Annotated in this window: 21 protein-coding genes; 12 read left to right on the top strand and 9 right to left on the bottom strand. The window is 71.8% G+C overall.

What is annotated here, in order from left to right:
- From AC5L35_RS11305 to AC5L35_RS11290, 4 genes are all read right to left on the bottom strand, one after another.
- The gene (locus AC5L35_RS11305) at positions 1-243 is read right to left on the bottom strand and encodes a hypothetical protein (protein ID WP_495059531.1); all 243 of its coding nucleotides are present in this window, start codon (positions 241-243) and stop codon (positions 1-3) included.
- A gap of 117 nt (positions 244-360) precedes the next feature.
- On the bottom strand, positions 361-1,203 hold the full coding sequence (locus AC5L35_RS11300) for a TIGR03621 family F420-dependent LLM class oxidoreductase (protein ID WP_495059530.1): 843 nt from the start codon (positions 1,201-1,203) through the stop codon (positions 361-363).
- Between the two features lie 142 nt (positions 1,204-1,345).
- The gene (locus AC5L35_RS11295) at positions 1,346-1,801 is read right to left on the bottom strand and encodes a (2Fe-2S)-binding protein (protein ID WP_433278519.1); all 456 of its coding nucleotides are present in this window, start codon (positions 1,799-1,801) and stop codon (positions 1,346-1,348) included.
- Positions 1,802-1,812: 11 nt separating this feature from the next.
- Entirely contained in the window at positions 1,813-4,086 is a 2,274-nt protein-coding gene (locus tag AC5L35_RS11290) for a xanthine dehydrogenase family protein molybdopterin-binding subunit (RefSeq protein ID WP_495059529.1), read from the bottom strand.
- Positions 4,087-4,331: 245 nt separating this feature from the next.
- On the opposite strand from AC5L35_RS11290, the gene AC5L35_RS11285 reads away from it, so the two are divergent.
- Together AC5L35_RS11285 and AC5L35_RS11280 are read left to right on the top strand one after the other, a co-directional pair.
- Positions 4,332-4,754, top strand: coding sequence for a hypothetical protein (locus AC5L35_RS11285; protein ID WP_495059528.1), 423 nt, complete (start codon positions 4,332-4,334; stop codon positions 4,752-4,754).
- A 99-nt stretch (positions 4,755-4,853) separates the two neighbouring features.
- On the top strand, positions 4,854-5,675 hold the full coding sequence (locus AC5L35_RS11280; RefSeq protein ID WP_433557934.1) for a Bax inhibitor-1/YccA family protein: 822 nt from the start codon (positions 4,854-4,856) through the stop codon (positions 5,673-5,675).
- A gap of 72 nt (positions 5,676-5,747) precedes the next feature.
- Here AC5L35_RS11280 and AC5L35_RS11275 read toward each other — a convergent pair whose 3' ends face one another.
- The gene (locus tag AC5L35_RS11275; RefSeq protein ID WP_495059527.1) at positions 5,748-6,968 is read right to left on the bottom strand and encodes an acetyl-CoA C-acetyltransferase; all 1,221 of its coding nucleotides are present in this window, start codon (positions 6,966-6,968) and stop codon (positions 5,748-5,750) included.
- Positions 6,969-7,097: 129 nt separating this feature from the next.
- On the opposite strand from AC5L35_RS11275, the gene AC5L35_RS11270 reads away from it, so the two are divergent.
- From AC5L35_RS11270 to AC5L35_RS11260, 3 genes are all read left to right on the top strand, one after another.
- On the top strand, positions 7,098-7,553 hold the full coding sequence (locus tag AC5L35_RS11270; protein WP_495059526.1) for a pyridoxamine 5'-phosphate oxidase family protein: 456 nt from the start codon (positions 7,098-7,100) through the stop codon (positions 7,551-7,553).
- A 113-nt stretch (positions 7,554-7,666) separates the two neighbouring features.
- Positions 7,667-8,017 (top strand): YciI family protein, encoded by a 351-nt coding sequence (locus AC5L35_RS11265; RefSeq protein ID WP_495059836.1) that lies wholly within the window; start codon positions 7,667-7,669, stop codon positions 8,015-8,017.
- Between the two features lie 2 nt (positions 8,018-8,019).
- A complete protein-coding gene (locus AC5L35_RS11260; protein WP_495059835.1) occupies positions 8,020-9,264 on the top strand; it encodes an RNA polymerase sigma factor in 1,245 nt (414 codons plus the stop codon).
- 19 nt (positions 9,265-9,283) lie between these two features.
- On the opposite strand, the gene shbA is transcribed toward AC5L35_RS11260, so the two are convergent.
- Positions 9,284-9,919: an RNA polymerase sigma factor ShbA gene (gene shbA / locus AC5L35_RS11255; RefSeq protein ID WP_495059525.1), complete on the bottom strand. Its 636-nt coding sequence runs from the start codon at positions 9,917-9,919 to the stop codon at positions 9,284-9,286.
- Positions 9,920-10,221: 302 nt separating this feature from the next.
- Here shbA and AC5L35_RS11250 point away from each other — a divergent pair, with 302 nt between their 5' ends.
- Positions 10,222-11,586, top strand: a complete 1,365-nt coding sequence (locus AC5L35_RS11250; protein ID WP_495059524.1) for a cystathionine beta-synthase — start codon at positions 10,222-10,224, stop codon at positions 11,584-11,586.
- Positions 11,587-11,705: 119 nt separating this feature from the next.
- On the top strand, positions 11,706-12,854 hold the full coding sequence (locus AC5L35_RS11245) for a cystathionine gamma-synthase (RefSeq protein WP_495059523.1): 1,149 nt from the start codon (positions 11,706-11,708) through the stop codon (positions 12,852-12,854).
- A 9-nt stretch (positions 12,855-12,863) separates the two neighbouring features.
- Here the strand turns inward: AC5L35_RS11245 and AC5L35_RS11240 are convergent, their stop codons facing one another.
- Positions 12,864-13,091: a hypothetical protein gene (locus AC5L35_RS11240; RefSeq protein ID WP_495059522.1), complete on the bottom strand. Its 228-nt coding sequence runs from the start codon at positions 13,089-13,091 to the stop codon at positions 12,864-12,866.
- A gap of 102 nt (positions 13,092-13,193) precedes the next feature.
- Between AC5L35_RS11240 and ilvA the strand changes: the two genes are divergently transcribed.
- Positions 13,194-14,438, top strand: coding sequence for a threonine ammonia-lyase (gene ilvA, locus AC5L35_RS11235; RefSeq protein WP_495059521.1), 1,245 nt, complete (start codon positions 13,194-13,196; stop codon positions 14,436-14,438).
- Between the two features lie 49 nt (positions 14,439-14,487).
- Here the strand turns inward: ilvA and greA are convergent, their stop codons facing one another.
- Positions 14,488-14,973 (bottom strand): transcription elongation factor GreA, encoded by a 486-nt coding sequence (gene greA, locus AC5L35_RS11230; RefSeq protein ID WP_312859528.1) that lies wholly within the window; start codon positions 14,971-14,973, stop codon positions 14,488-14,490.
- Between the two features lie 550 nt (positions 14,974-15,523).
- Here greA and mca point away from each other — a divergent pair.
- From mca to abmR, 4 genes are all read left to right on the top strand, one after another.
- Positions 15,524-16,438, top strand: coding sequence for a mycothiol conjugate amidase Mca (gene mca, locus AC5L35_RS11225; protein ID WP_495059520.1), 915 nt, complete (start codon positions 15,524-15,526; stop codon positions 16,436-16,438).
- Positions 16,439-16,459: 21 nt separating this feature from the next.
- A complete protein-coding gene (locus AC5L35_RS11220; protein WP_495059519.1) occupies positions 16,460-16,837 on the top strand; it encodes a hypothetical protein in 378 nt (125 codons plus the stop codon).
- A gap of 12 nt (positions 16,838-16,849) precedes the next feature.
- Positions 16,850-18,868, top strand: a complete 2,019-nt coding sequence (locus AC5L35_RS11215) for a thioredoxin domain-containing protein (RefSeq protein ID WP_495059518.1) — start codon at positions 16,850-16,852, stop codon at positions 18,866-18,868.
- A 294-nt stretch (positions 18,869-19,162) separates the two neighbouring features.
- Positions 19,163-19,783 carry an ATP-binding transcription factor AbmR gene (gene abmR, locus AC5L35_RS11210; RefSeq protein WP_495059517.1) on the top strand — a complete coding sequence of 207 codons (621 nt, stop codon included), beginning with the start codon at positions 19,163-19,165 and terminating at the stop codon, positions 19,781-19,783.
- A gap of 144 nt (positions 19,784-19,927) precedes the next feature.
- Here the strand turns inward: abmR and trhA are convergent, their stop codons facing one another.
- On the bottom strand, positions 19,928-20,608 hold the full coding sequence (gene trhA, locus AC5L35_RS11205; RefSeq protein WP_495059516.1) for a PAQR family membrane homeostasis protein TrhA: 681 nt from the start codon (positions 20,606-20,608) through the stop codon (positions 19,928-19,930).
- Positions 20,609-20,635: the final 27 nt, after the last annotated feature.

Here is a 20,635-nt window from a genome sequence, read left to right as displayed (position 1 = left end):
TCAGCGGGTGGGAAGACCGGCGTCGCGGCCGCCGGTGCGGTCGGCCGTGGGCCGGGGAGCGAGCGGGCCGCGCGAGCGGCGCCCCAGGAAGTCGCGGCCCTTCTTCAGCATCCGGCTCGCCGAAGTCGGTCCCCGCCGAGCCTCGATGAGGTCGCCGATGCGTCCGAGCAGCCAGCCCACGAGCGGTGCCGCGACCGCCAGGATGAGCCACATCCGCAGTCGCGCCGAGAAGAATGCCCACATCGGGCCCACCTCCATCGAGCCGGTCGGTCCGGCCCGGCGGCGGGGAGCCTATGCGGGTGCGACCCGTCCCGCACGATCAAGCGCCGCCGTCACCGGGCCCCGGACCGGACCCGAGCGTCAGCGCAGGTGCTTGATGACCTCGGCGAACGCGGCCATGTGCGGCTCCAGGACGCTGATGTAGCTGAGTCCGAACTCCTCGCGGTAGTGCCGCAGCCGGTCCGCGACCTCGGCGGGGGAGCCGATCAGGACACCGGGAAGTTGGGTGATCTGGTCCTCGGGCAGGCCGCTGGCCTGGCGGACGATCTCGACGTCGACCTTCTCGGTGCTCTCGCCCAGCGCCGCGATGAACAGGTTCAGCTCGATGTCGTCGAAACGGTCGCCTGCGGCGTCGCGCAGCACCTGGATGCGGCGGGCGAGCGCCTCCTGCGGGGCGACCCCCGGGGTCACCCCGGCCATGATGGAGAAGCTGAAGATGTCGGCCTCGCGGCCGGCGAGACGCAGCATGCGCTCGCCCGCGCCCCCCAGCATGATCGGCGGCTGGGGGTGGTCGGCCTGCGCGGCCAGCAGCGCACGCGTCTCCGCCAGGGTCGTCTCCAGCTTGCGCAGCCGCTCACCCGCGGTGCCGAACGGCACGCCGGCGGCCTCGAACTCGGTCGGGACGTAGCCGGTGCCCAGCCCCAGTTCGAGGCGGCCGTCGGTGAGGCGGTGCACGTCGGCGACGTCCCGGGCCAGGTATGCGGGGCTGAGAATGCCGGCGTTGAGCACGAACGTGCCCAGCCGGATGCTCGTCACGTCGGCCGCGGCCACCAACGCCGGGAACGGCGCGGTCAGACCCAGGTGGTCGGCCACCTGAAGCACGTCGTACCCGAGGTCCTCCACCTCCTGCACACGCGCTCGCCAGGCCGATCGGGAGCCGACGGTGAGCAGGGTGACACCGAAGCGGAACGGGTGGTTGGTCATGGCTGCCTTTCGTGCTGATGAACGGGTGAGCCGCCGAGGCGTCCCGAGTGGAGTACGTACACCAGCACTGCCGGGTTCACGATCTTCGTGTCGACCGGAACGGGTTCGACCCTCCGGACCCTGTCCGCTGTTCGGCACGCGATCACATCTTGGCCGCGGCGCTCTTGATCGCCTCGCGGATGCGGAAGTAGGTGCCGCAGCGGCAGACGTTCTCGATCTCGTCGATCTCCGCGTCCGTCGGGTCGGCGGTCCTGTTGAGGAGGGCGACGGCAGCCATGATCTGGCCCGGCTGGCAGTAGCCGCACTGGGCGACGTCCTGCTCCAGCCAGGCCTCCTGCACGGGGTGCAACTCGTCGCCGTCGGCGAGGCCCTCGATCGTGGTGACGTCGCGGCCCTCCACCTCCGACACCGGCGTGACGCAGGGGTTGAACGCCTCGCCGTCCAGGTGGCTGGTGCAGGCCTTGCAGACGTCGATCCCGCAGCCGTACTTCGGACCGGTGACGCCCAGCTTGTCGCGCAGTGCCCAGAGGGTGGGCAGGTCGGCCGGGGCGTCGACGGTGACCGAACGGCCGTTGACCGTGAAGCTGTAGCTCGGCATGGCGGTGCCTCCTAGCGAGGGAAGGGCTCGAAGTCGACCGGGAAGTTGATCGGGAAGCTGCGCGGGGTGATGCCGGTGGCGCGGGCGTACGCATTGGCGATCGCGCCGGCCGCGGCGGGTACACCGAGCTCGCCGGCCCCGCCCGGCTCCGACTCTCCCGGCAGGATGAAGATCTGCACGTCGGCGGGGGAGTCCGCCTGGCGCGCGTAGTGGAACTGCGAGTAGCTCCCCTCCAGCGGCAGCCCCTTGTCGATGTGCAGGCCGGCCCGCAGCGTCACCGAGATCGCGTCGGTGAGACCGCCGAGCAGCTGCGCCTTCAGCCCCCGGGGGTTGATCGGCAGACCGTAGTCACCCGCGATCACGGCCTTCGTCACGCGCGGTGCGCGCGGGTCACGGCCGTCGACCTCCACCAGGCAGGCGGTACGGGACCGGTACTCCTCGTGGAACGCGATGCCCTGGGCGAAACCGTCGTCCATCGAGCGGCCCCAGTCGCCCTCCTCGGCGACCTTGTCGAGCACCGCACGCTGCGCGTCGGTCTTGAGGAAGGCGCGGCGGAACTCGTAGGGGTCCTTGCCGAGCTTCGCCGCGACCGCGTCCACGACGATCTCCTCGCACCCCCGCGAGCTCACCGAGTAGACCGAACGCCATGCGCCGGTGTGCATGTTGATCGGTGCTTCGGTGAGCACCTGCTCCACGGCGCCGAAGTTGTAGGGGCTCTTCACGGTGAGTAGGAAGACGCTCTGCGCGAAGCCGAGGTTGCCGCCCGGCAGCTCTGCGGCGGTCGCAGTGAGGATCTCGCCGAGGCCGTGCGTCCAGTCGGTCTCGACGAACGCGGTGTGGTGCTCGAGCCGCAGCACCGTGTCGGGCCCGAGAGTGGCCCTGAAGCGGTGGTGCGCAGGCGGTCTGGCCCGGCCGTGACGCATGTCGTCGGTGCGCGACCACATCAGTTTGACCACCCGGCCTGTCGCCTGGGAGATCCGCGCCGCCTCCAGCGGGCCGTCCCAGAACAGCCTGCGCCCGAACGAGCCGCCCGCCTGCACCACGTGGCAGACGACCTTGCCCGGCGGCAGGCCGAGCTCCTTCGCGATCTGCTGCTGGGCCACGATCGGCGACTTCATGCCGCCCCAGATCTCGGCCTTCCCGCCGCGGACGTCGGCCACCGCCGAGTTGGTCTCCATGGGCGCGTGGCTGATGGGGGCCCAGTCGAACTCGAAGTCCATCTGGTTCGGCAGCGAGATCGGAGGGATCAGCGGCAGCGTCGTCTTGCGCAGCGCATCCCTGATGCCCTCGTCCGACAGATCGTCGACCGTGCCGGGGCCCCAGCTGACGTCCAGCGCGGTCACCGCGTCGAGTGCCTGGCCGAACGTCTCGGCGAGGACGGCGACCCCGGTCTCGATCACCGCGATCTCGAGGACGCCCGGCATGGCCCGGACGTCGTCCTCGTTGTGCACCTGCTCGACCGTGCCGTTGACCGTCGGGGGGCGGCGGACCATGGTGGGCGTGGCATCCGGGATGTCCAGGTCGAGCGTGTAGGTGAAGGCGCCGGTCACCATGGCGCGGGCGTCCACCCGCGGCTGCGGCGTGCCCACGAGCGTGAACTCCGACGGAGACTTCGGCCGGGCCACCAGCTCGTCGATCGGCAGGCTCGCCGCGAGGCGGGTGAGCTCGCCGTAGCCGGCGCTGCGTCCGTCGGCGGCGAGGACGCGGCCGCCTTCCGTGCGCAGGCCATCGGCCGCAACGCCCCAGCGGTCGGCCGCGGCCCCACACAACCGGGCCCGGGCCGCCGCTGCTGCCGCGCGTACGGGCCCGTAGACCGACCGGATCGAGTTCGACCCGCCCGTGAGCTGGTTCATCAGCAGCTCCGGCCGCGCCGGCGCCAGCGGCATGTCGACCCGGTCGAGCGGGAGGTCGAGCTCTTCCGCGACCAGCATCGCGACCGCCGTCGTCAGGCCCTGGCCCACCTCCATGCGGGGCAGCTCGGCCCGGACCCGGCCGCCCTCGGTGACCTCCACCGTGAACAGCAGCGCATCGGTCGGCCTTCCCGCCAGGATCAGGACGTCGCCGAGATCCTGCAGGTCGGCCGGCTGGGGCAGGCTGGGCGTCGGCACGGCGGACGCCCAGCCGGGGGCGAGGGTGTCGACGCCGAGCTTCGCGGCAACCGTCAACGTCGAACCCGCCACCAGATAGGTGAGGAACCTGCGGCGGTCGACGACCGGGCCGCGAAGCCCGGGGTGGACCGTGCGGTGGCGTCCGCGTGCCGGCTCGTCTGTGGGGTGTTGTGCCATCCGGGCTCCTCATGAGGGCACGACGGCGTGCCCCTCATCGCGGGGGGTGGGGGTAGCGGGTCGGACAGGGGAAGGCCGGCGGCGGCTCGGGGGCGGAGTGGCCTGGGTCACCAAGATCAAGGCCTCGTGGCACTCAACGACGGTCGCGTTGATCAGAAACGTCGAGAACGCCGGGAAGGGTGCCGATTCCGGGTTTCGCCTGTTGGGGGGTTTCCGGGCCCTGTCGGGCAGGTAGCCTCGTCGAGGTGACGGGCGACCGTCCGGTCCTGCTGGGCCTGCTGCTGTACCTACTCCTCGCGGCGACGCCGACAGTCCTGTTCTGGGTGGTGTCGCGAGTAGTGCCTGCTGTGCTCGACCGGCTGGCCGAGCGGCGCCACCGCAACCGCGTCGAGCCCGCCGGGCCCACACTGGAATGCGTGGTGGCCAACCTGCGGCGGTTGCGCCGCGAGGTGTGTGCCCGCTCGCAGCCCACGCACGTCCGACGCGTCGCGGTGCTCGCCGCCTACGACGACACTCTCGTGCAGACCTGCGGGCTGGTGGACGTCGACGCCCCGCTGGCCTCGGCGGCCGCCCCGGATCGTGCCTTCGCCCGGCTCCTCACGGAGGCGGCACTGGAGGACGCGGGGATCGCTCTCGACCCGCCGGAGGACGGGACTGCCGCCGCCTGAGAAGAACACAGTAAAGTCCGCTTTACGAACCCGGGAACGCCGGAGCCCGCTTCGGCGTTGGACATCACGGATGCCCAAGACGCTTCCGAGGAGGAACAGGTGCGCACCAGTAGCAACCCGGCGTTCCGCAACCTGCCCACCGGGCAGGGCGGCGGATACGCCACGTTCGACCGCCGCGGCGGCGCGATGGGCGGGGCAGCCGCCTATGGCGACGCCCAGGCCGCGCAGGTCGGATACGGGCGTGCCGAGATCGGTGAGCGCCCGCTCACGATGGACGACGTCGTCACGAAGACGGCCCTCACGGCTGGTGTCGCGCTCGTCACCGGCGTGCTCACCGCGATCAGCGGTCTTTTCGCGCTCGTACTCCCGGCGTTCATCGTCGGGATCGTGCTGTCGTTCGTCCTGATCTTCAAGCCGCAGTGGGCGAAGGCGCCGCTGGTGCTGCTGTACTCGGCCGCGATGGGTGTGGCGCTCGGTGGCATCACCGGCGCGCTGGAGCTGTCGGGCACGCAGTTCCAGGGCATCGGCCTGCAGGCCGTCATCGGCACCGCCGGCGTGTTCGTCGGCATGCTCGTGGTCTACAAGACCGGCGCGGTGCGCGTCACGCCGAAGTTCACGAAGTGGCTGATGGGCGCCCTGATCGGCGTCACGGTGCTGGCCGTATTCAACCTCATCTTCAGCTTCTTCATCCCCGGCGGTCTCGGGGTGCGGGAGCCGTCGCTGATCGGCTACCTGTTCAGCATCGTGTGCATCGGCGTCGCCGCGTTCAGCCTGCTGCTCGACTTCGACATGGCTGACCGTGCCGTCCGCGACGGTGCCCCGGCGAAGTTCGCCTGGTACATCGCGTTCGGCCTGATGACCACGCTGGTCTGGCTGTACATCGAGATCCTGCGGCTGCTGAGCTACCTCCGGCAGGACTGACCCCAAACGTTCCACCGCGCGTCGCGGCCCGGCACCCCTGAGGGATGCCGGGCCGCTGTCATCTGCCGCCGGTCAGCTCAGGCGCTCGAGCACCATCGCCATGCCCTGGCCCCCGCCGACGCACATCGTCTCCAGCCCGATCTGCTTGTCGTGGGTGCGCAGCCCGTTGAGCAGCGTGGTGGTGATGCGGGCCCCGGTCATGCCGAACGGGTGTCCCAGCGCGATCGCGCCGCCGTTGACGTTGAGCTTGTCCTCGGGGATGCCGAGCTCACGGGCCGACGGGATGACCTGCGCCGCGAACGCCTCGTTGATCTCGACGAGATCGACGTCGTCGATGGTCATGCCGGCCCGGGCGAGCGCCTGCTTCGACGCCTCGACCGGCCCGAGACCCATGATCTCCGGCGAGAGTCCGGAGACCCCGGTGGAGACGATCCGCGCGAGCGGCGTGATGCCCAGCTCGGCCGCCTTGGTGTCGGACATGATCACCAGGGCCGCTGCGCCGTCGTTGAGCGGGCAGCAGTTGCCTGCGGTGACCTTGCCGTCGGGGCGGAACACCGGCTTGAGCTGGCTGACCGCCTCGTACGTGACGCCGGACCGCGGCCCGTCGTCGGCGGAGATGACGGTGCCGTCGGGCAGGGTCACCGGGGTGATCTCCCGGGCGAAGAACCCGTCGGCGATCGCCTTCTCCGCGAGGTTCTGCGAGCGGACGCCGAAGCGGTCCATCTCCTCGCGGCTGATGCCCTTGAGCAGCGCGACGTTCTCCGCCGTCTGGCCCATCGCGATGTAGATGTCGGGCAGGTGCTCGTCGGGGCGCGGGTCGCTCCACGAGTCGGCACCGTTCTCGGCGATGTGCCTCGTACGGTCCGCGGCGTCGCCGAAGATCGGGTTGCGGGTGTCGGGCCACGAGTCGGAGCTGCCCTTCGTGAACCGGGAGACCGTCTCCACCCCTGCGGAGATGAACACGTCACCCTCGCCCGCCCTGATCGCGTGCAGGGCCATCCTGGTGGTCTGCACCGACGACGAGCAGTAGCGCGTGACGGTGGTGCCCGGCAGGGTGTCGTAGCCCAGCAGCACCGCGACGACCCGCGCCATGTTGAAGCCCTGCTCGCCACCCGGCAGTCCGCACCCGAGCATCAGGTCGTCGATGTCGGACGGGTCGAGCTGCGGCACCTGGGCGAGCGCGGCCCGGACGAGCTGCACGGTCAGATCGTCGGGCCGGATGGTGGTGAGCGACCCTTTGTGCGCACGGCCGATCGGTGATCGGGCCGCTGCGACGATCACGGCTTCGGGCATCGTCTTCTCCTCTGCAGTGGCTACCGTCGGACAATACCGCCGGGTAACCGTGGCGGGGGGCGGCCGCGGAACTGAGCCCGCCGCGCATACCTGACCCGATGTGTCAGGTTCTCCGTCCATGCTGTCGGCATGGCCACGTGGAACGACATCGAGAACGCCGAGCCCGAGTTCGCCGCCCGGGTCCGCCGCCTCTTCGAGATGCACAAACACAAGACGATCGCCACGCTCCGGGCCGACGGGTCGCCGCGCATCTCGGGCATCGAGACGGAGTTCGCCGGCGGCGAGCTGACGTTCGGGTCGATGCCGGGCGCGCGCAAGGGGGCGGACCTGCGCCGGGACCCGCGGTTCGCGCTGCACAGCGCGTCGGTCGACCCGCCGGAGGGGAATGAGTCGGCCTGGGCCGGCGACGCGAAGGTCGCGGGACGCGCGGTGTTCGCCGGCCCGCTCGACGGTGACGTGTCCGGTGACCTGTTCCGCACCGAACTCGAGGAGGTCGTGGTCACCGGCCTCAACCCGGAGGCCACCGCGCTGGTGATCGAGATCTGGACCACGGCCGGAGGGTTGCGCCGCGTCGAACGCGCCTAGAGCCCGCGCGCACCCGTGCTGTCGATACCGCGCGCGGCCGTTCGTCGTCATGCTGTGTGGCACCTCGCCACCGGGACCACCAGTGTGACGACAAGGAGCTTCGATTGAAGTACATGCTGCTGCTCTACGGCGCCCAGCCGGCCGAACCGCAGACCGAGCAGGCCATCCAGGAGGAGATGGACGAGTACTGGCCCTATGAGAAGGCCATCACCGACGCGGGTGTGAAGGTGGCGAGCGATGCGCTGCAGGGCGTGGAGACCGCCACCACCGTGCAGGTCCGCGACGACGGCGAGCGGGTCGTCACCGACGGGCCGTTCGCCGAGACCCGCGAGATCCTCGGCGGTTACTACCTGATCGACGCTCCCGATCTCGACGCAGCACTCGACTGGGCGGCCCGCTGCCCCGCCTCCCGCCGCGGCGGGAAGGTGGAGGTTCGCCCGATCCTGGAGTTCGAGGCACCGTGACCCTGGGAGCAGCCGGCTCCGTCGAAGCCGTGTTCCGTGAGGAGCGGGGCCGGCTGCTCGCCACTCTCGTGCGCCAGTTCGGCGATCTCGACCTGGCCGAGGAGGTCGCCTCCGAGGCCGTGGCCGCCGCGCTCGAGCACTGGCCCGTCGATGGGGTCCCCGGCAGACCTGCCGCGTGGTTGCTCACCACCGCGCGCCGGAAGGCCGTCGACAGGCTGCGGCGCGACAAGGCCTACGCCGCCCGGCTCGCCCTGATGCACGCCGACGCCGAGCGCGAGGTGTCCGGCCTCCCCACCGAGGAGGACGACGTTCCCGACGAGCGCCTCCGGCTGTTCTTCACCTGCTGTCATCCGGCCCTGCCGGTCGAGGCGCAGACGGCGCTGACCCTGCGTTGCCTCGCCGGGCTGTCCACACCCGAGGTGGCGCGCGCGTTCCTCGTCCCGGCCGCGACGATGGCGCAGCGCATCGTGCGGGCGAAACGCAAGATCCGGGACGCCCGCATCCCGTTCCGGGTGCCGGACGCGCACGAGCTACCCGGCCGGCTCCCGGGCGTCCTCCGTGTCGTCTACCTGATCTTCACCGAGGCCTACGCGGCGAGCGCGGGGCCCGAACTGGTCCGCGCGGACCTCGCCGAGGAGTCGATCCGGCTGGCCCGGATCCTGCACCGGCTGCTCCCCGCAGAGCACGAGGTGATGGGCCTGCTGGCGCTGCTCCTGCTCGTCGACGCCCGGCGGGCGGCCCGGACCGACGCGGACGGCGCGCTGGTGCTGCTCGACGAGCAGGACCGGTCACTCTGGGACCGCGACCGCATCGCCGAGGGGCGCACGCTCGTCGTCGCCGCGCTGCGCGCCAGGGCGCCGGGGCAGTACGGGCTGCAGGCGGCGATCGCGGCGGTGCACGACGAGGCCGCCGACGTGGCCACCACCGACTGGCCACAGGTGGTGGATCTCTACGGCGTGCTCGCGCAGGTGGCGCCGTCGCCGCTGGTCGACCTCAACCGAGCCGTGGCGGTGGCGATGCGCGACGGCCCGGCTGCCGGCCTGGAACTGATCGACGCGATGGCCGACGACGGGCGGCTGCGCGGCTACCACCTGCTGCCCTCTGCGCGGGCCGACCTGCTGCGCAGGCTCGGGCGGCACGGGGACGCCGCCGTGGCCTACCGGATGGCGCTGGAGACGGTGGGCAACGAACCGGAGCGCGCGTACCTGGAACGCCGGCTGTCCGAGATGGTGCGCGCCCAGCGCTAGCGGCGAGGAACCGTCGGTGTCATCCGGAGCGGCGCTTCGCGGCGAGCACGCGCAGCTTGTTCAGCGCCCGGTGCTGGGTGACGCGCACGGCGCCCGCCGTGGAATCGACGATGCGGGCGGTCTCCTCGGCGCTCAGCCCCAGCGCGACCCGCAGCACCAGCACCTCGCGGTGGTGCTCGGGGAGGTGCTCGAGGAGCTGTCGCAGCTCGGCGATCTGCGTGCCGAGCACGGCGATCGTCTCCGGGCCCGCGCTGGAGTCGGCCGAGTCGGGAAGGACCTCGGTGGCGACGGAACGGTTGCGCCCGGCTGCGCGGTAGGCGTCGACCACCTTGTTGCTGGCGATTCCGTAGACGAAGGCCATCACCCGCGTCTCACCGGGGCGCCAGCGCTCGAGTGCGTGGAAGAGCGCCAGGAGGACGTCCTGCGTGACGTCGTCGGGGGTCGCCATGCCCATCATCCCGCCCCCGATGCGCGCCCGGCAGTAGCGCACGACCAGCGGGCGGACGTGATGCAGCAACTTGTCCAGCGACGCCTTGTGCCCGCCGGCGGCCCGGGTGGCGAGGTCGTCCAGTTCGGCATCGCGCTTGGCCAGGCGAAAGGCTTCGGCTCGGTCGGATTCCTCCGCCGCGAAGTCGTCGTCCCCGACCGATGGCACCGGTGCGCCCCTCCTGCTCATCGGTCGGAACCGGGAACGGTCGCGGACGCGGGACCTCAGAAGGTTCCGGCCCGACCACTCCCGGGGAGTCGTGGGTCAACCGGCCGCTGCACGCTCAGCCGGGTGAGGTTTGTCCGTGCTGAGGAAGACTAGTCCGTTCGCCACGTTTTGTACTCCCGATCGGCCGGACGGCTGAGAGCGCAACGACCTTGCGTGGAGAGCCCGGGCCCACACCTCGTCCGTCGGGCGACCGATGCGCGGTGTCCACCGACCGTTCGGCGCCCGGGTGGGAGCATGGAGCCATGCGTTATGTCGAGCACGTCGCCGACCTCGTCGGGAACACTCCGCTCGTCCGGCTCGGCACGGTGGCGGAGGGCGTCGCCGCGCCCGTCCTCGCCAAGGTGGAGTACTTCAACCCCGGTGGGAGCGTGAAGGACCGCATCGCCCTGCGGATGGTGGAGGCGGCCGAGGCGTCGGGTGAGCTGCGGCCCGGCGGCACGATCGTCGAGCCCACGTCCGGCAACACCGGCGTCGGCCTCGCCATGATCGCCCAGCGCAAGGGTTACAGCTGCGTGTTCGTGTGTCCCGACAAGGTGAGCGACGACAAGCGCAACGTGCTGCGCGCCTACGGCGCCGAGGTCGTGGTCTGCCCCACCGCCGTCGAGCCCGACCACCCGGACTCCTACTACCGGGTCTCCGACCGGCTGGTCAGCGAGATCGAGGGCGCCTGGAAGCCCAACCAGTACGCCAACGTGAACAACCCCGAGTCGCACTACCTCGGCACGGGCCCGGAGATCTGGGAGCAGACCGACGGCCGGATCACCCACTTCGTGGCCGGTATCGGCACCGGCGGCACCATCAGCGGTACCGGGCGCTACCTGAAGGAGGTGTCCGACGGTCGGGTGCAGGTGATCGGCGCCGACCCCGAGGGCTCCGTGTACAGCGGTGGCGGCGGCCGGCCCTACCTCGTGGAGGGCGTCGGCGAGGACTTCTGGCCCACCACCTACGACAAGGACATCTGCGACCGGATCGTCGCGGTCTCCGACGCCGACTCCTTCCACATGACCCGCCGGCTCGCCCGCGAGGAGGCGCTGCTCGTCGGTGGCTCGTGCGGAATGGCGGTGGCGGCGGCGCTGGTCGTCGCCCGCGAACTCCCGGCGGACGCGGTGGTGGTCGTGCTGCTGCCGGACGGCGGCCGCGGCTACCTCGGCAAGGTCTTCAACGACTCCTGGATGGCGAGCTACGGCTTCCTTCCCCCGGCGCAGGGCGCCACCGTGGGTGACGTGCTCCGCCGCAAGGACGGCTCGATCCCCGCCCTCGTGCACGCCCATCCGAACGAGACCGTGGCCGACGCCGTGCAGTACCTGCGCGAGTTCGGCGTCTCGCAGATGCCGGTCGTCCGGGCGGAGCCGCCCGTGATGGCGGCGGAGGTGGCGGGCGCGGTGGTCGAGCGCGACCTGCTCGACTCGCTGTTCACCGGCCGCGCGCAGCTGTCGGACCGGCTGGAGAAGCACATGTCCGTGCCACTGCCCACCATCGGCGCAGGCGAGGCGCTGGACACGGCCATGAGCGCGTTCGCCACCGCCGACGCCGCGCTGGTGCTGGTGGACGGCAAGCCCGCCGGCGTCGTGACCCGCTCCGACGTGCTGGCGTTCCTGGGCAGCTGAACTGCGGCGGCTCGTTGCAGCAAAGCCACTTTCACGCAACCGGGTGGCATGAACGTGGCTTTGCTGCAACAGGGACCACCGCACGGCCCGACCCGTCGCGGTCCGCGTAGCGTGCTCTCATGCGCGGCTTCTCCACCAACGCCATCCACGCCGGCCAGGAGCCGGACCCGACGACCGGTGCGGTGATCACGCCGATCCACCAGTCATCCACCTTCGCCCAGGACGGGGTGGGTGGTTTACGCGGCGGCTACGAGTACTCGCGCAGCGCCAACCCCACCCGCACGGCCCTGCAGGAGTGTCTGGCCGCCCTCGAAGGCGGACGGCACGCGCTCGCGTTCGGTTCCGGGATGGGCGCGTCCGACGTGCTGCTGCGGGTGCTGCTGCGCCCCGGCGACCACATCGTCATCCCGCACGACGCGTACGGCGGCACCTTCCGGCTCGTCGACAAGGTGCTGGCGCAGTGGGGCATCGAGCACACCCCGGCCGACCTCGCCGACATCGACGCGCTGCGCGCCGCCCTGCGGCCGACCACCCGCGCCATCTGGTGCGAGACGCCCACCAACCCCCTGCTCGGGATCGGCGACATCGCGGCGCTCGCCGATGTCGCACGGTCCGCAGGCGCGCGGCTCGTCGTCGACAACACCTTCGCGTCGCCCTACCTGCAGAACCCGCTCGGTCTCGGCGCCGACGTGGTGCTGCACTCCACCACCAAGTACGTCGGCGGTCACTCCGACGTGGTCGGCGGCGCGCTGGTCACGAGCGACGACGAGCTGGCCGAGAAGCTGCGCTTCACCCAGAACTCCGTCGGGTCGGTCCCGGGCCCGTTCGACGCGTGGCTCACCCTGCGCGGGGTCAAGACCCTCGCGGTGCGGATGGAGCGCCACAGCGACAACGCGGAGCGCGTGGCCGAGGTGCTCACCGGGCAGAAGGGCGTGGAGAACGTCCTCTACCCGGGCCTGCCCGAGCACCCGGGCCACGAGGTCGCGGCGAAGCAGATGCGCAGGTTCGGCGGGATGGTGTCCTTCACCCTGGCGGGCGGCCGCGAGGCGGCCCAGCGCGTGTGCGCGGCCACGGAGATCTTCACGCTGGCCGAGTCGCTCGGCGGTGTCGAGTCGCTGATCGAGCACCCCGGTGCCATGACGCACGCGTCGGTGGCCGGTTCGGTACTGGAGGTGCCCGACAACCTCGTGCGCCTCTCGGTGGGGATCGAGGACGTCGAGGATCTGGTGGAGGACCTCAGGCAGGCGCTCGCCGCCGCCACCCGCTGACCCGGGGGATCAGCTCTTCGCCGGGGTGCCCAGCTCCGTGGGCGCCGGGGGCTGCTGGCCGGGTTCGGGCACCACGAGGTCGCCCGGGGCGATGCAGCCCCCCACGAGCTCGTAGCCGTTGACCCCGAGCTCGTAGCGGCCCGGATCGTCGCAGCCGGCACCCTCGACGGTGGCCACCGCCACCGCTGCCAGCACCGCGGCCACGAGCAGCGGAGCCATGGCCCGCAGCCGAGTCATCCGACCTCCCTGCCGGCGGCGCCCTCGGAGCGCCACCCACCATCTGTCCACAGGTTACCCGGGGGACGCCGACGGTCGCTGCCACGGTGCGAGGATGGACGCATGGTCACTGCTGGTCCCGTCGCCTCGCCGCCCGTCGGGTTGGCAGATGTCCGTAGCGCTCAGGAGCTACTGCGCGGGGTCGTCTCGCCCACTCCCATGGCAGGCTCGCGTGCGCTGAGCGAGCTGTGCGGCGGACCCGTGTGGTTGAAGTGCGAGAACCTGCAGCGCACCGGGTCGTTCAAGATCCGCGGCGCTTACACCCGCATCGCCCGCCTTGACGACGAGCAGCGCGCCCGCGGGGTGGTGGCCGCCAGCGCGGGCAACCACGCGCAGGGGGTGGCGCTGGCCGCCCAGATGCTCGGCATCGAGGCCACGGTCTTCATGCCCGCACAGGCGGCGATCCCGAAGGTCGGCGCCACGCGCGGCTACGGCGCCCGGGTGCACCTCGTCGGGGAGCACATCGATGGCAGCATCGCCGCGGCCATCGAGTTCGCCGAGCGCACCGGGGCCGTTTTCGTCCACCCGTTCGACCACCCGGACATCATCGCCGGGCAGGGCACGGTCGGGCTGGAGCTGCTCGAGCAGGTGCCGGACGTGCGCACCGTGCTCGTCTGCACCGGCGGCGGTGGGCTGCTCGGCGGCATCGCCGCGGCCGTGAAGGCCCAGCGACCCGACGTCGCGGTGGTGGGGGTGCAGGCGGCGGGAGCGGCGGCCTGGCCGGCGTCGCTCGAGGCAGGCGTGCCCACCGCGCTCGCCTCGATGCGCACGATCGCCGACGGGATCGCCGTCGGACAGCCGGGAAAGGTCACGTTCCCCCAGGTGGCAGCCCTCGTCGACGAGATCCTCACCGTCGACGACGACGCGCTGTCCCGGGCCCTTCTGCTCTGCCTCGAACGCGCGAAGCTGCTGGTCGAACCGGCAGGCGCCGCCGCGGTGGCCGCGCTCCTGGAGCACCCGCGCCGATTCGCCACACCCGCGGTCGCCGTGCTCTCCGGCGGCAACGTGGATCCCCTCGTGCTGCTGCACGTGATCCAGCACGGCATGGCCTCCGCAGCCCGCTACCTGTCGCTGCGGGTGCGGGTGGGCGACCGGCCCGGCGCACTCGCCGAGCTGCTCGCCCACGTCGGCTCGCTCGGCGCCAACGTTCTCGACGTCGAGCACTCGCGGATCTCGGGCACGCTGCCCCTCGGTGAGGTGGAGGTGGCGCTGGCGCTCGAGACCCGAGGAACCGAACACTGCAGCGAGCTGGTGCAGGCACTGCGCGGTGCCGGCCACGCCGTCGTCGAGGTGGCCGGACCGCGCTGAAGCCTGCTCCGGCCGTTGCCGGGCAGTGTGTGGTCGAGTGGGCTGTGCGTCAGCCCCGGAACGGCTCCGCGGAGACCAACGAGACCTTCATGTTGCCGCCGTCGGGCAGCTGGTACTCCCGTGTCTCCCCGGCTCGCGCGCCGAGCAGGGCGGCCCCGAGGGGCGAGTTCGGCGAGATCACCTGCAGGTCGCCGTGGCTGCCCTCCTCGCGGGAGCCCAGCAGCACGGTCTCCGAGTCCTCGTCGTCGTACCGGATCTTCAGCACCATGCCGGGGGCGGCGACGTCGGACGAGGTGGGCGGCGTGCCCACGTGTGCCGTGCGGAGGAGCTCCTGGAGCTGGCGGATGCGCGCCTCCTGCTGGCCCTGCTCCTCGCGCGCGGCGTGGTAGCCGCCGTTCTCCTTGAGGTCGCCCTCCTCGCGGCGGGCGTTGATCTCGGCAGCGATGACGGGGCGGTTGGCGATCAGCTCGTCGAGTTCCTGCTTGAGCCGGTCGTAGGCATCCTGGGTCAGCCAGGTCACCTGGGTGTCCGTCACGGTCATCACTCCTCCAGCCTGTCCAGGTCCATGCAGCCACGGACCGTTCGCCCGCGGGGAACGAGGTCCGCCGACAGCGCGGCCCCGGTCTCGTGGGCGGCATAGCCCCGAGTAAGGAAAAACACGACCCGCCTGCGGGCCGTGTGCGGGCAACGGTAACACGGTGGCAGCCGCTCGTCGCAGCCATTCGACGAACGGTTGGGGTGTTCGAGAAGTTCCCGGGGATCTCATCGTCGCAGGTCAATGGCCTCTCGGCGGTGACATGCGGCGCTCGGGCGGTACCCGGCCGGAGCCCCGGCGACCGCTCACCGTAACCGGAACCGCCGCGTGGGCCGTGTGGTAGAGCCCGGCGGGGTGTCGACCATCCGGTGGCGCAGGTGACCTTACCCGTCACAAGGTGGTGGCGGGCACCAATAGGAGGGGAAGCACTGGCGAGCCATCGGTGTTGACCAGGGGAGGAAGGGATTGTCCGGGTGATCTGCCACCATCGGCATCCGGCACGTTCTCTCTGAACTGTTCCGTTTCGTCCCGGAAGGACCGCCCGACCCCCATGTCCTCTCTTGCTCCGTACAGCGGCGGACCACTACGGCTCATGACAGTGCACGCCCACCCCGACGACGAGTCCAGCAAGGGCGCTGCCACCAGCGCCCGTTATGTCTCGGAGGGCCATGAGGTCATGGTCGTCACGTGCACCGGCGGGGAGGCCGGGAGCATCCTCAACCCGGCCATGAACCGTCCCGGTGTGCTCGACGATCTTCCCGCGGTCCGGCGCGCCGAGATGGCCCGCGCGGCCGAGATCCTCGGCGTGCAGCACCGCTGGCTCGGGTTCGTCGACTCGGGGCTCCCGGAGGGCGACCCCAAGCCGCCGCTTCCGGAGGGGTGCTTCGCGCTGCAGGACCTGGAGGTCGCCACCAAGCCGCTCGTGGCCCTGATCCGCGAGTTCCGACCGCACGTCGTCATCACCTACGACGAGACGGGCGGTTACCCGCACCCCGACCACATCCGCTGCCACGAGGTCTCCGTGGCCGCCTTCGACGCCGCAGGCGACCCCGACCGCTTCCCCGGCACCGGTGCACCGTGGCAGGCGCTGAAGCTCTACTACTCCCACGGCTTCTCGCGCACTCGGCTGGCGGCGCTCCATGAGGCGCTCACCGCGCGCGGCCTCGAGTCGCCCTACGCCGAGATGCTGACCAACTGGCCGGCGGACCGTCGCGATCCCGGTGAGCGCGTCACCACCCGCGTGACGTGTGCCGACTGGTTCGACGTGCGTGACAAGGCCCTGCTCGCCCACGCCACGCAGATCGATCCCACCAGTCGCTGGTTCATCATCCCGCTCGACATCCAGCGCGAGGTGTGGCCTTTCGAGGAGTACGAGCTTGCGCGCAGCTTCGTCGACGTGCCCGATCCGGAGGACGACCTGTTCGCCGGGATCGAGGCCGGGGTGGCGGTGCGCCCGGCCGTCTGACCGGCGCGTATCGTTCACGGTGTGAGTCCGCTGGCGGCCGAGCCGTTCCTGACCGGGTCGCTCCTGATCGGTCAGGGTGGCGCGGCTCCTGTCATGCCCGCGTCCATCACGGTGCTGGCGCAGGACCCGGCTCCGCCGCCGGGCAAGGGCCCGGAGTTCGGCGAGGCGTCGCCGATCGCGCTCGTGGTCATCGTCGTGCTGGCGATCGTCACGGCCGTGCTGATCCGGTCGATGACCAAGCGCCTCAAGAGGCTGCCGCCGAGCTTCGATCCCGTCGACGAGACGGCTGAGGGCCGGCCAGGCGAGACGCCCGACGGCTCCGGCGAGAAGGCCGACACCGAGCCGGGTGTGAGCCGGGCAGGGCGTCGCCCAGAGGATGCCGGGGGCGGCCGGCCCTGACAGGCTGGTGACATGCCGAACCGGCTCGCCGTCGCCACCAGCCCGTATCTGCTCCAGCACGCCGACAACCCCGTCGACTGGTGGGAGTGGTCCGACGAGGCGTTCGTCGAGGCGGCCCGCCGGGACGTTCCGGTGCTGCTGTCGGTGGGCTACGCGGCCTGCCACTGGTGCCACGTCATGGCCCACGAGTCGTTCGAGGACGGGGCCACCGCGAAGCAGATGAACGCGGACTTCGTCGCGGTCAAGGTCGACCGCGAGGAGCGCCCGGACATCGACGCCGTCTACATGTCCGCCACCCAGGCACTGACCGGCCAGGGTGGCTGGCCGATGACCTGCTTCCTCACCCCGGCGGGCGAGCCGTTCCACTGCGGCACCTACTACCCACCGGCCCCGCGCCACGGGATGCCGGCGTTCCGCCAACTCCTCGACGCCGTCACGAGGGCGTGGCGTGACGACGGCGAGCGCGTCCGTCGCTCGGCGGGCGAGATCGCGGCCCGGCTGGCCGACAGCGCTGCCGCGGCACTGCCGCCGTCGGCCGTCGACCCGGACTCCCTCGACCGGGCCGCCGCCACCCTCACGGAGCTGTTCGACGAGCGGGCAGGCGGGTTCGGGGGCGCCCCGAAGTTCCCGCCGTCGATGGTGCTGGAGTTCCTGCTGCGCAACCACGAGCGCACCGGCTCCGACAGCGCGCTGCGCCCCGTCGTCCTCACGTGTGAGCGCATGGCCCGCGGCGGGATGTACGACCAGCTCGCCGGCGGGTTCGCCCGGTACAGCGTCGACGCCGAGTGGGTCGTGCCGCACTTCGAGAAGATGCTGTACGACAACGGGCTCCTGCTGCGCGTCTACGCCCACCTCGCGCGGCTCACCGGAGCCGCGCTGCCCCGGCGCGTCGCCGAGGAGACCGCCGCATTCCTGCTCCGCGACCTGAGGACCGCCGAAGGTGGCTTCGCCTCCGCGCTCGACGCCGACACCGACGGCGTCGAGGGCCTCACCTATGCGTGGACCCCACAGCAGTTGCGCGACGTGCTCGGCGACGACGACGGGATCTGGGCCGCGGGCCAGCTGACGGTCACCGACGGCGGCACGTTCGAGCACGGCTCGTCCACCCTGCAGCTGCTGATCGACCCCGACGACCCCGAGCGCTGGGAGCGGATCCGAGCCGCGCTGCTGGCGTCGCGCAACACCCGGCCGCAGCCCGCGAGGGACGACAAGGTGATCACGTCCTGGAACGGGATGGCGATCCTCGCCCTCGCCGAGGGCGGAGCCGCGTTCGGCCGCAGGGACTGGGTCGACGCCGCGGCGGAGGCCGCCGACCTCCTGCTGCGGCTGCACATGGTGGACGGGCGGCTGCGCCGCTCGTCGCGCGACGGCGTGGTGGGCCACGCCGCGGGAGTGCTGGAGGACCACGGGTCCCTGGCCGAGGCGCTGCTCGCGCTGCACCAGGCCACCGGCGCCCCGCGCTGGCTCACCGCGGCCACGAACGTGCTCGACGTCGCGCTCGAGCACTTCGCCGACCCGGAGCGCCCGGGAGCCTTCTACGACACCGCCGACGATGCGGAGGCGCTCCTGCACCGGCCGCGCGAGTTCACCGACAACGCCACGCCCTGCGGCAGCTCCGCGCTCGTCTCCGCCCTGCTCACGGCGTCGGTACTGGTGGAGGACCCAGCCCGGTACCGCGAGGCTGCGGAAGCCGGCCTACGCGGCGCGGGCACGCTGGCCGAGCACCACCCCCGGTTCGCCGGCCACTGGCTCACCGCGGCCGAGGCGATGGTCCGGGGGCCCCTGCAGGTGGCGGTGGTCGGAGGCGACGGCGACCCGGCCCGGGAGGCCCTGTTGGCGCACGCCCGCCACATCGCGCCCGGCGGCACCGTCATCGTCCCCGGCCAACCCGATGCGGCCGGAGTCCCGCTGCTGGCCGACCGCCCACTCGTGGGCGGCGGGGCGGCGGCGTACGTCTGTCGCGGCTTCGTCTGCGACCGTCCCGTCTCGACGGTCGAGGAGCTCACCGCCGGCCTCACCCTCCGCCCCTGACCCCTACCCCCAAGCCCCCGCGAGTCGCCCGTTTTCGGTGCGCGAGTCGCCCGCCCCGCTCCGCGAGTCGCCGGCCCCCGTCCCGCGAGTCGCCCGCTTTTGGTGCGCGAGTCGCCCTTTACCGCTCCGCGAGTCGCTCGTTCCTGCTGCGCGAGTCGCCCCGCCCCGGGCCGCACTCTGGCCCGGCGAGGGTCACCCACCTCGGGCATGACGCGGTTCGCTCCCGGTGAAACCATCCCGTTCACGCCAGTTGCTGTGTAATCTCGTAATCAGTTCACACAGGAGGTGGCGTTGATGACCGGAAGGATGCACCGCGGGTGGCCAGGGGCCGGCGGACGAGGCGGCCGCGGCCCGGGCCGAGGGGGCTGGCAGCAGGCCGACCTGCCCGGTGCCGAGGACGCGTCGGCCTGGCTGCAGGGCCGGCTGCCCGACGGGTGGTTCGTGGCTGTGCCGGAGGTGACCGTCGACCGCGAGGAGATCCTCATCGTCGGGGCGCTGCCGCCGCTGGAGGGCGAGTTCGCCGACACCGAGGCGGGCCGAGCCGACCGTGCGGCTGCGGTGGCGGGGCGCATCTCGCGCTTCCGCGAGAGCACGCGGGAGGAGCGCATCGAGATCGCGCGGCAGGCGGAGCACCGCTACCAGCGCAAGGTCGCCTGGGGTGCGCGTCTCGGCGACACGGTCGAGCTGTTCACCGTGGCCTCCGTGCCGGTGATGACGCGGCTGCGTCAGCCGGAACGCATCGTGCTCGACACGTTGGTCGACTCCGGCGTCGCACGGTCGCGATCCGACGCCCTGGCGTGGGCCGTGCGCCTCGTCGGGCAGCACGCCGACGAGTGGCTGGGCGAGCTGCGTGACGCGATGGCGAAGGTCGACGAGCTGCGGGCGAAGGGTCCCACCGGCGGCGACGTCCCCTGACCGGCGCGCCGGACCGGCGACTCGCCGACGCAAAGCGGGCGACTCGCGGGCGTAGATCGGGCGACTCGCGGCGCTGGGGCGGGCGACTCGCGCACCAAAAGCGGGCGACTCGCGGGGCGGGGGGCGGGCGGCTCGGGGGGCGGCTCAGAACAGGATGAGCCAGATCGCGATGTAGTGGCAGATCGCGGCGAGCACCGTGGCCGCGTGGAAGAACTCGTGGTAGCCGAACGTGGCGGGCCACGGGTTCGGCCTGCGGGTGGCGTAGAAGACCGCCCCCACCGTGTAGAGCAGCCCGCCGGTCAGGAGCAGCACGAGCGCCGCGACCCCACCGCCGGTGAGCATCGCGGGGATGACGAACACGGCGACCCAGCCGAGCGCGATGTAGATCGGCACGCCGACCCACGCCGGGGCGTGCGGCCACACCGTCTTCAATACAACGCCTGCGAACGCGCCCGCCCAGACCACGATCAGCACCCAGCGGGCGGTGCTGGGGTCCATCGCCAGCGCGGCGACCGGAGTGTAGGTGCCCGCGATGAACAGGAAGATCATCGAATGGTCGAGCCTGCGCATCACGGTCCGGCTGCGCGGGGTGCGCCAGGTGCGGCGGTGGTACAGCGCGCTGATGCCGAAGAGGCCGAGGATCGTGACGCTGTAGACCGAGGTGGCAAGGGCGGCGCCCCTGCCCACGAGCGCGGCCGAGACGGCGATCAGCGTGGCCGACGCAGCGATCGACACGGTGAACGACCAGAAGTGCAGCCACCCGCGCATTCGTGGCTTGACCAGCGGCGCGCCGGGAGGCACGGGGACCGTCCGCATGCTCACCATGTCGAGGTTACGGCACGTCGAGTGCTC

It is taken from the genome of Pseudonocardia sp. OZ21 (assembly GCF_059359135.1).
The sequence above is the reverse complement of the archived record's forward strand: the minus strand, read 5'-3'. Positions and strand labels throughout refer to the sequence as shown.

Bases quoted from the DNA above. Each gene is read 5' to 3' on its own strand.
- AC5L35_RS11305 (WP_495059531.1), bottom strand. From the start codon at position 243: ATGTGGGCATTCTTCTCGGCGCGACTGCGGATGTGGCTCATCCTGGCG.
- AC5L35_RS11300 (WP_495059530.1), bottom strand. From the start codon at position 1,203: ATGACCAACCACCCGTTCCGCTTCGGTGTCACCCTGCTCACCGTCGGC.
- AC5L35_RS11295 (WP_433278519.1), bottom strand. From the start codon at position 1,801: ATGCCGAGCTACAGCTTCACGGTCAACGGCCGTTCGGTCACCGTCGAC.
- AC5L35_RS11290 (WP_495059529.1), bottom strand. From the start codon at position 4,086: ATGGCACAACACCCCACAGACGAGCCGGCACGCGGACGCCACCGCACG.
- AC5L35_RS11275 (WP_495059527.1), bottom strand. From the start codon at position 6,968: ATGCCCGAAGCCGTGATCGTCGCAGCGGCCCGATCACCGATCGGCCGT.
- AC5L35_RS11270 (WP_495059526.1), top strand. From the start codon at position 7,098: ATGGCCACGTGGAACGACATCGAGAACGCCGAGCCCGAGTTCGCCGCC.
- AC5L35_RS11265 (WP_495059836.1), top strand. From the start codon at position 7,667: ATGCTGCTGCTCTACGGCGCCCAGCCGGCCGAACCGCAGACCGAGCAG.
- AC5L35_RS11250 (WP_495059524.1), top strand. From the start codon at position 10,222: ATGCGTTATGTCGAGCACGTCGCCGACCTCGTCGGGAACACTCCGCTC.
- AC5L35_RS11245 (WP_495059523.1), top strand. From the start codon at position 11,706: ATGCGCGGCTTCTCCACCAACGCCATCCACGCCGGCCAGGAGCCGGAC.
- AC5L35_RS11240 (WP_495059522.1), bottom strand. From the start codon at position 13,091: ATGACTCGGCTGCGGGCCATGGCTCCGCTGCTCGTGGCCGCGGTGCTG.
- ilvA (WP_495059521.1), top strand. From the start codon at position 13,194: ATGGTCACTGCTGGTCCCGTCGCCTCGCCGCCCGTCGGGTTGGCAGAT.
- mca (WP_495059520.1), top strand. From the start codon at position 15,524: ATGTCCTCTCTTGCTCCGTACAGCGGCGGACCACTACGGCTCATGACA.
- AC5L35_RS11215 (WP_495059518.1), top strand. From the start codon at position 16,850: ATGCCGAACCGGCTCGCCGTCGCCACCAGCCCGTATCTGCTCCAGCAC.
- abmR (WP_495059517.1), top strand. From the start codon at position 19,163: ATGACCGGAAGGATGCACCGCGGGTGGCCAGGGGCCGGCGGACGAGGC.
- trhA (WP_495059516.1), bottom strand. From the start codon at position 20,608: ATGGTGAGCATGCGGACGGTCCCCGTGCCTCCCGGCGCGCCGCTGGTC.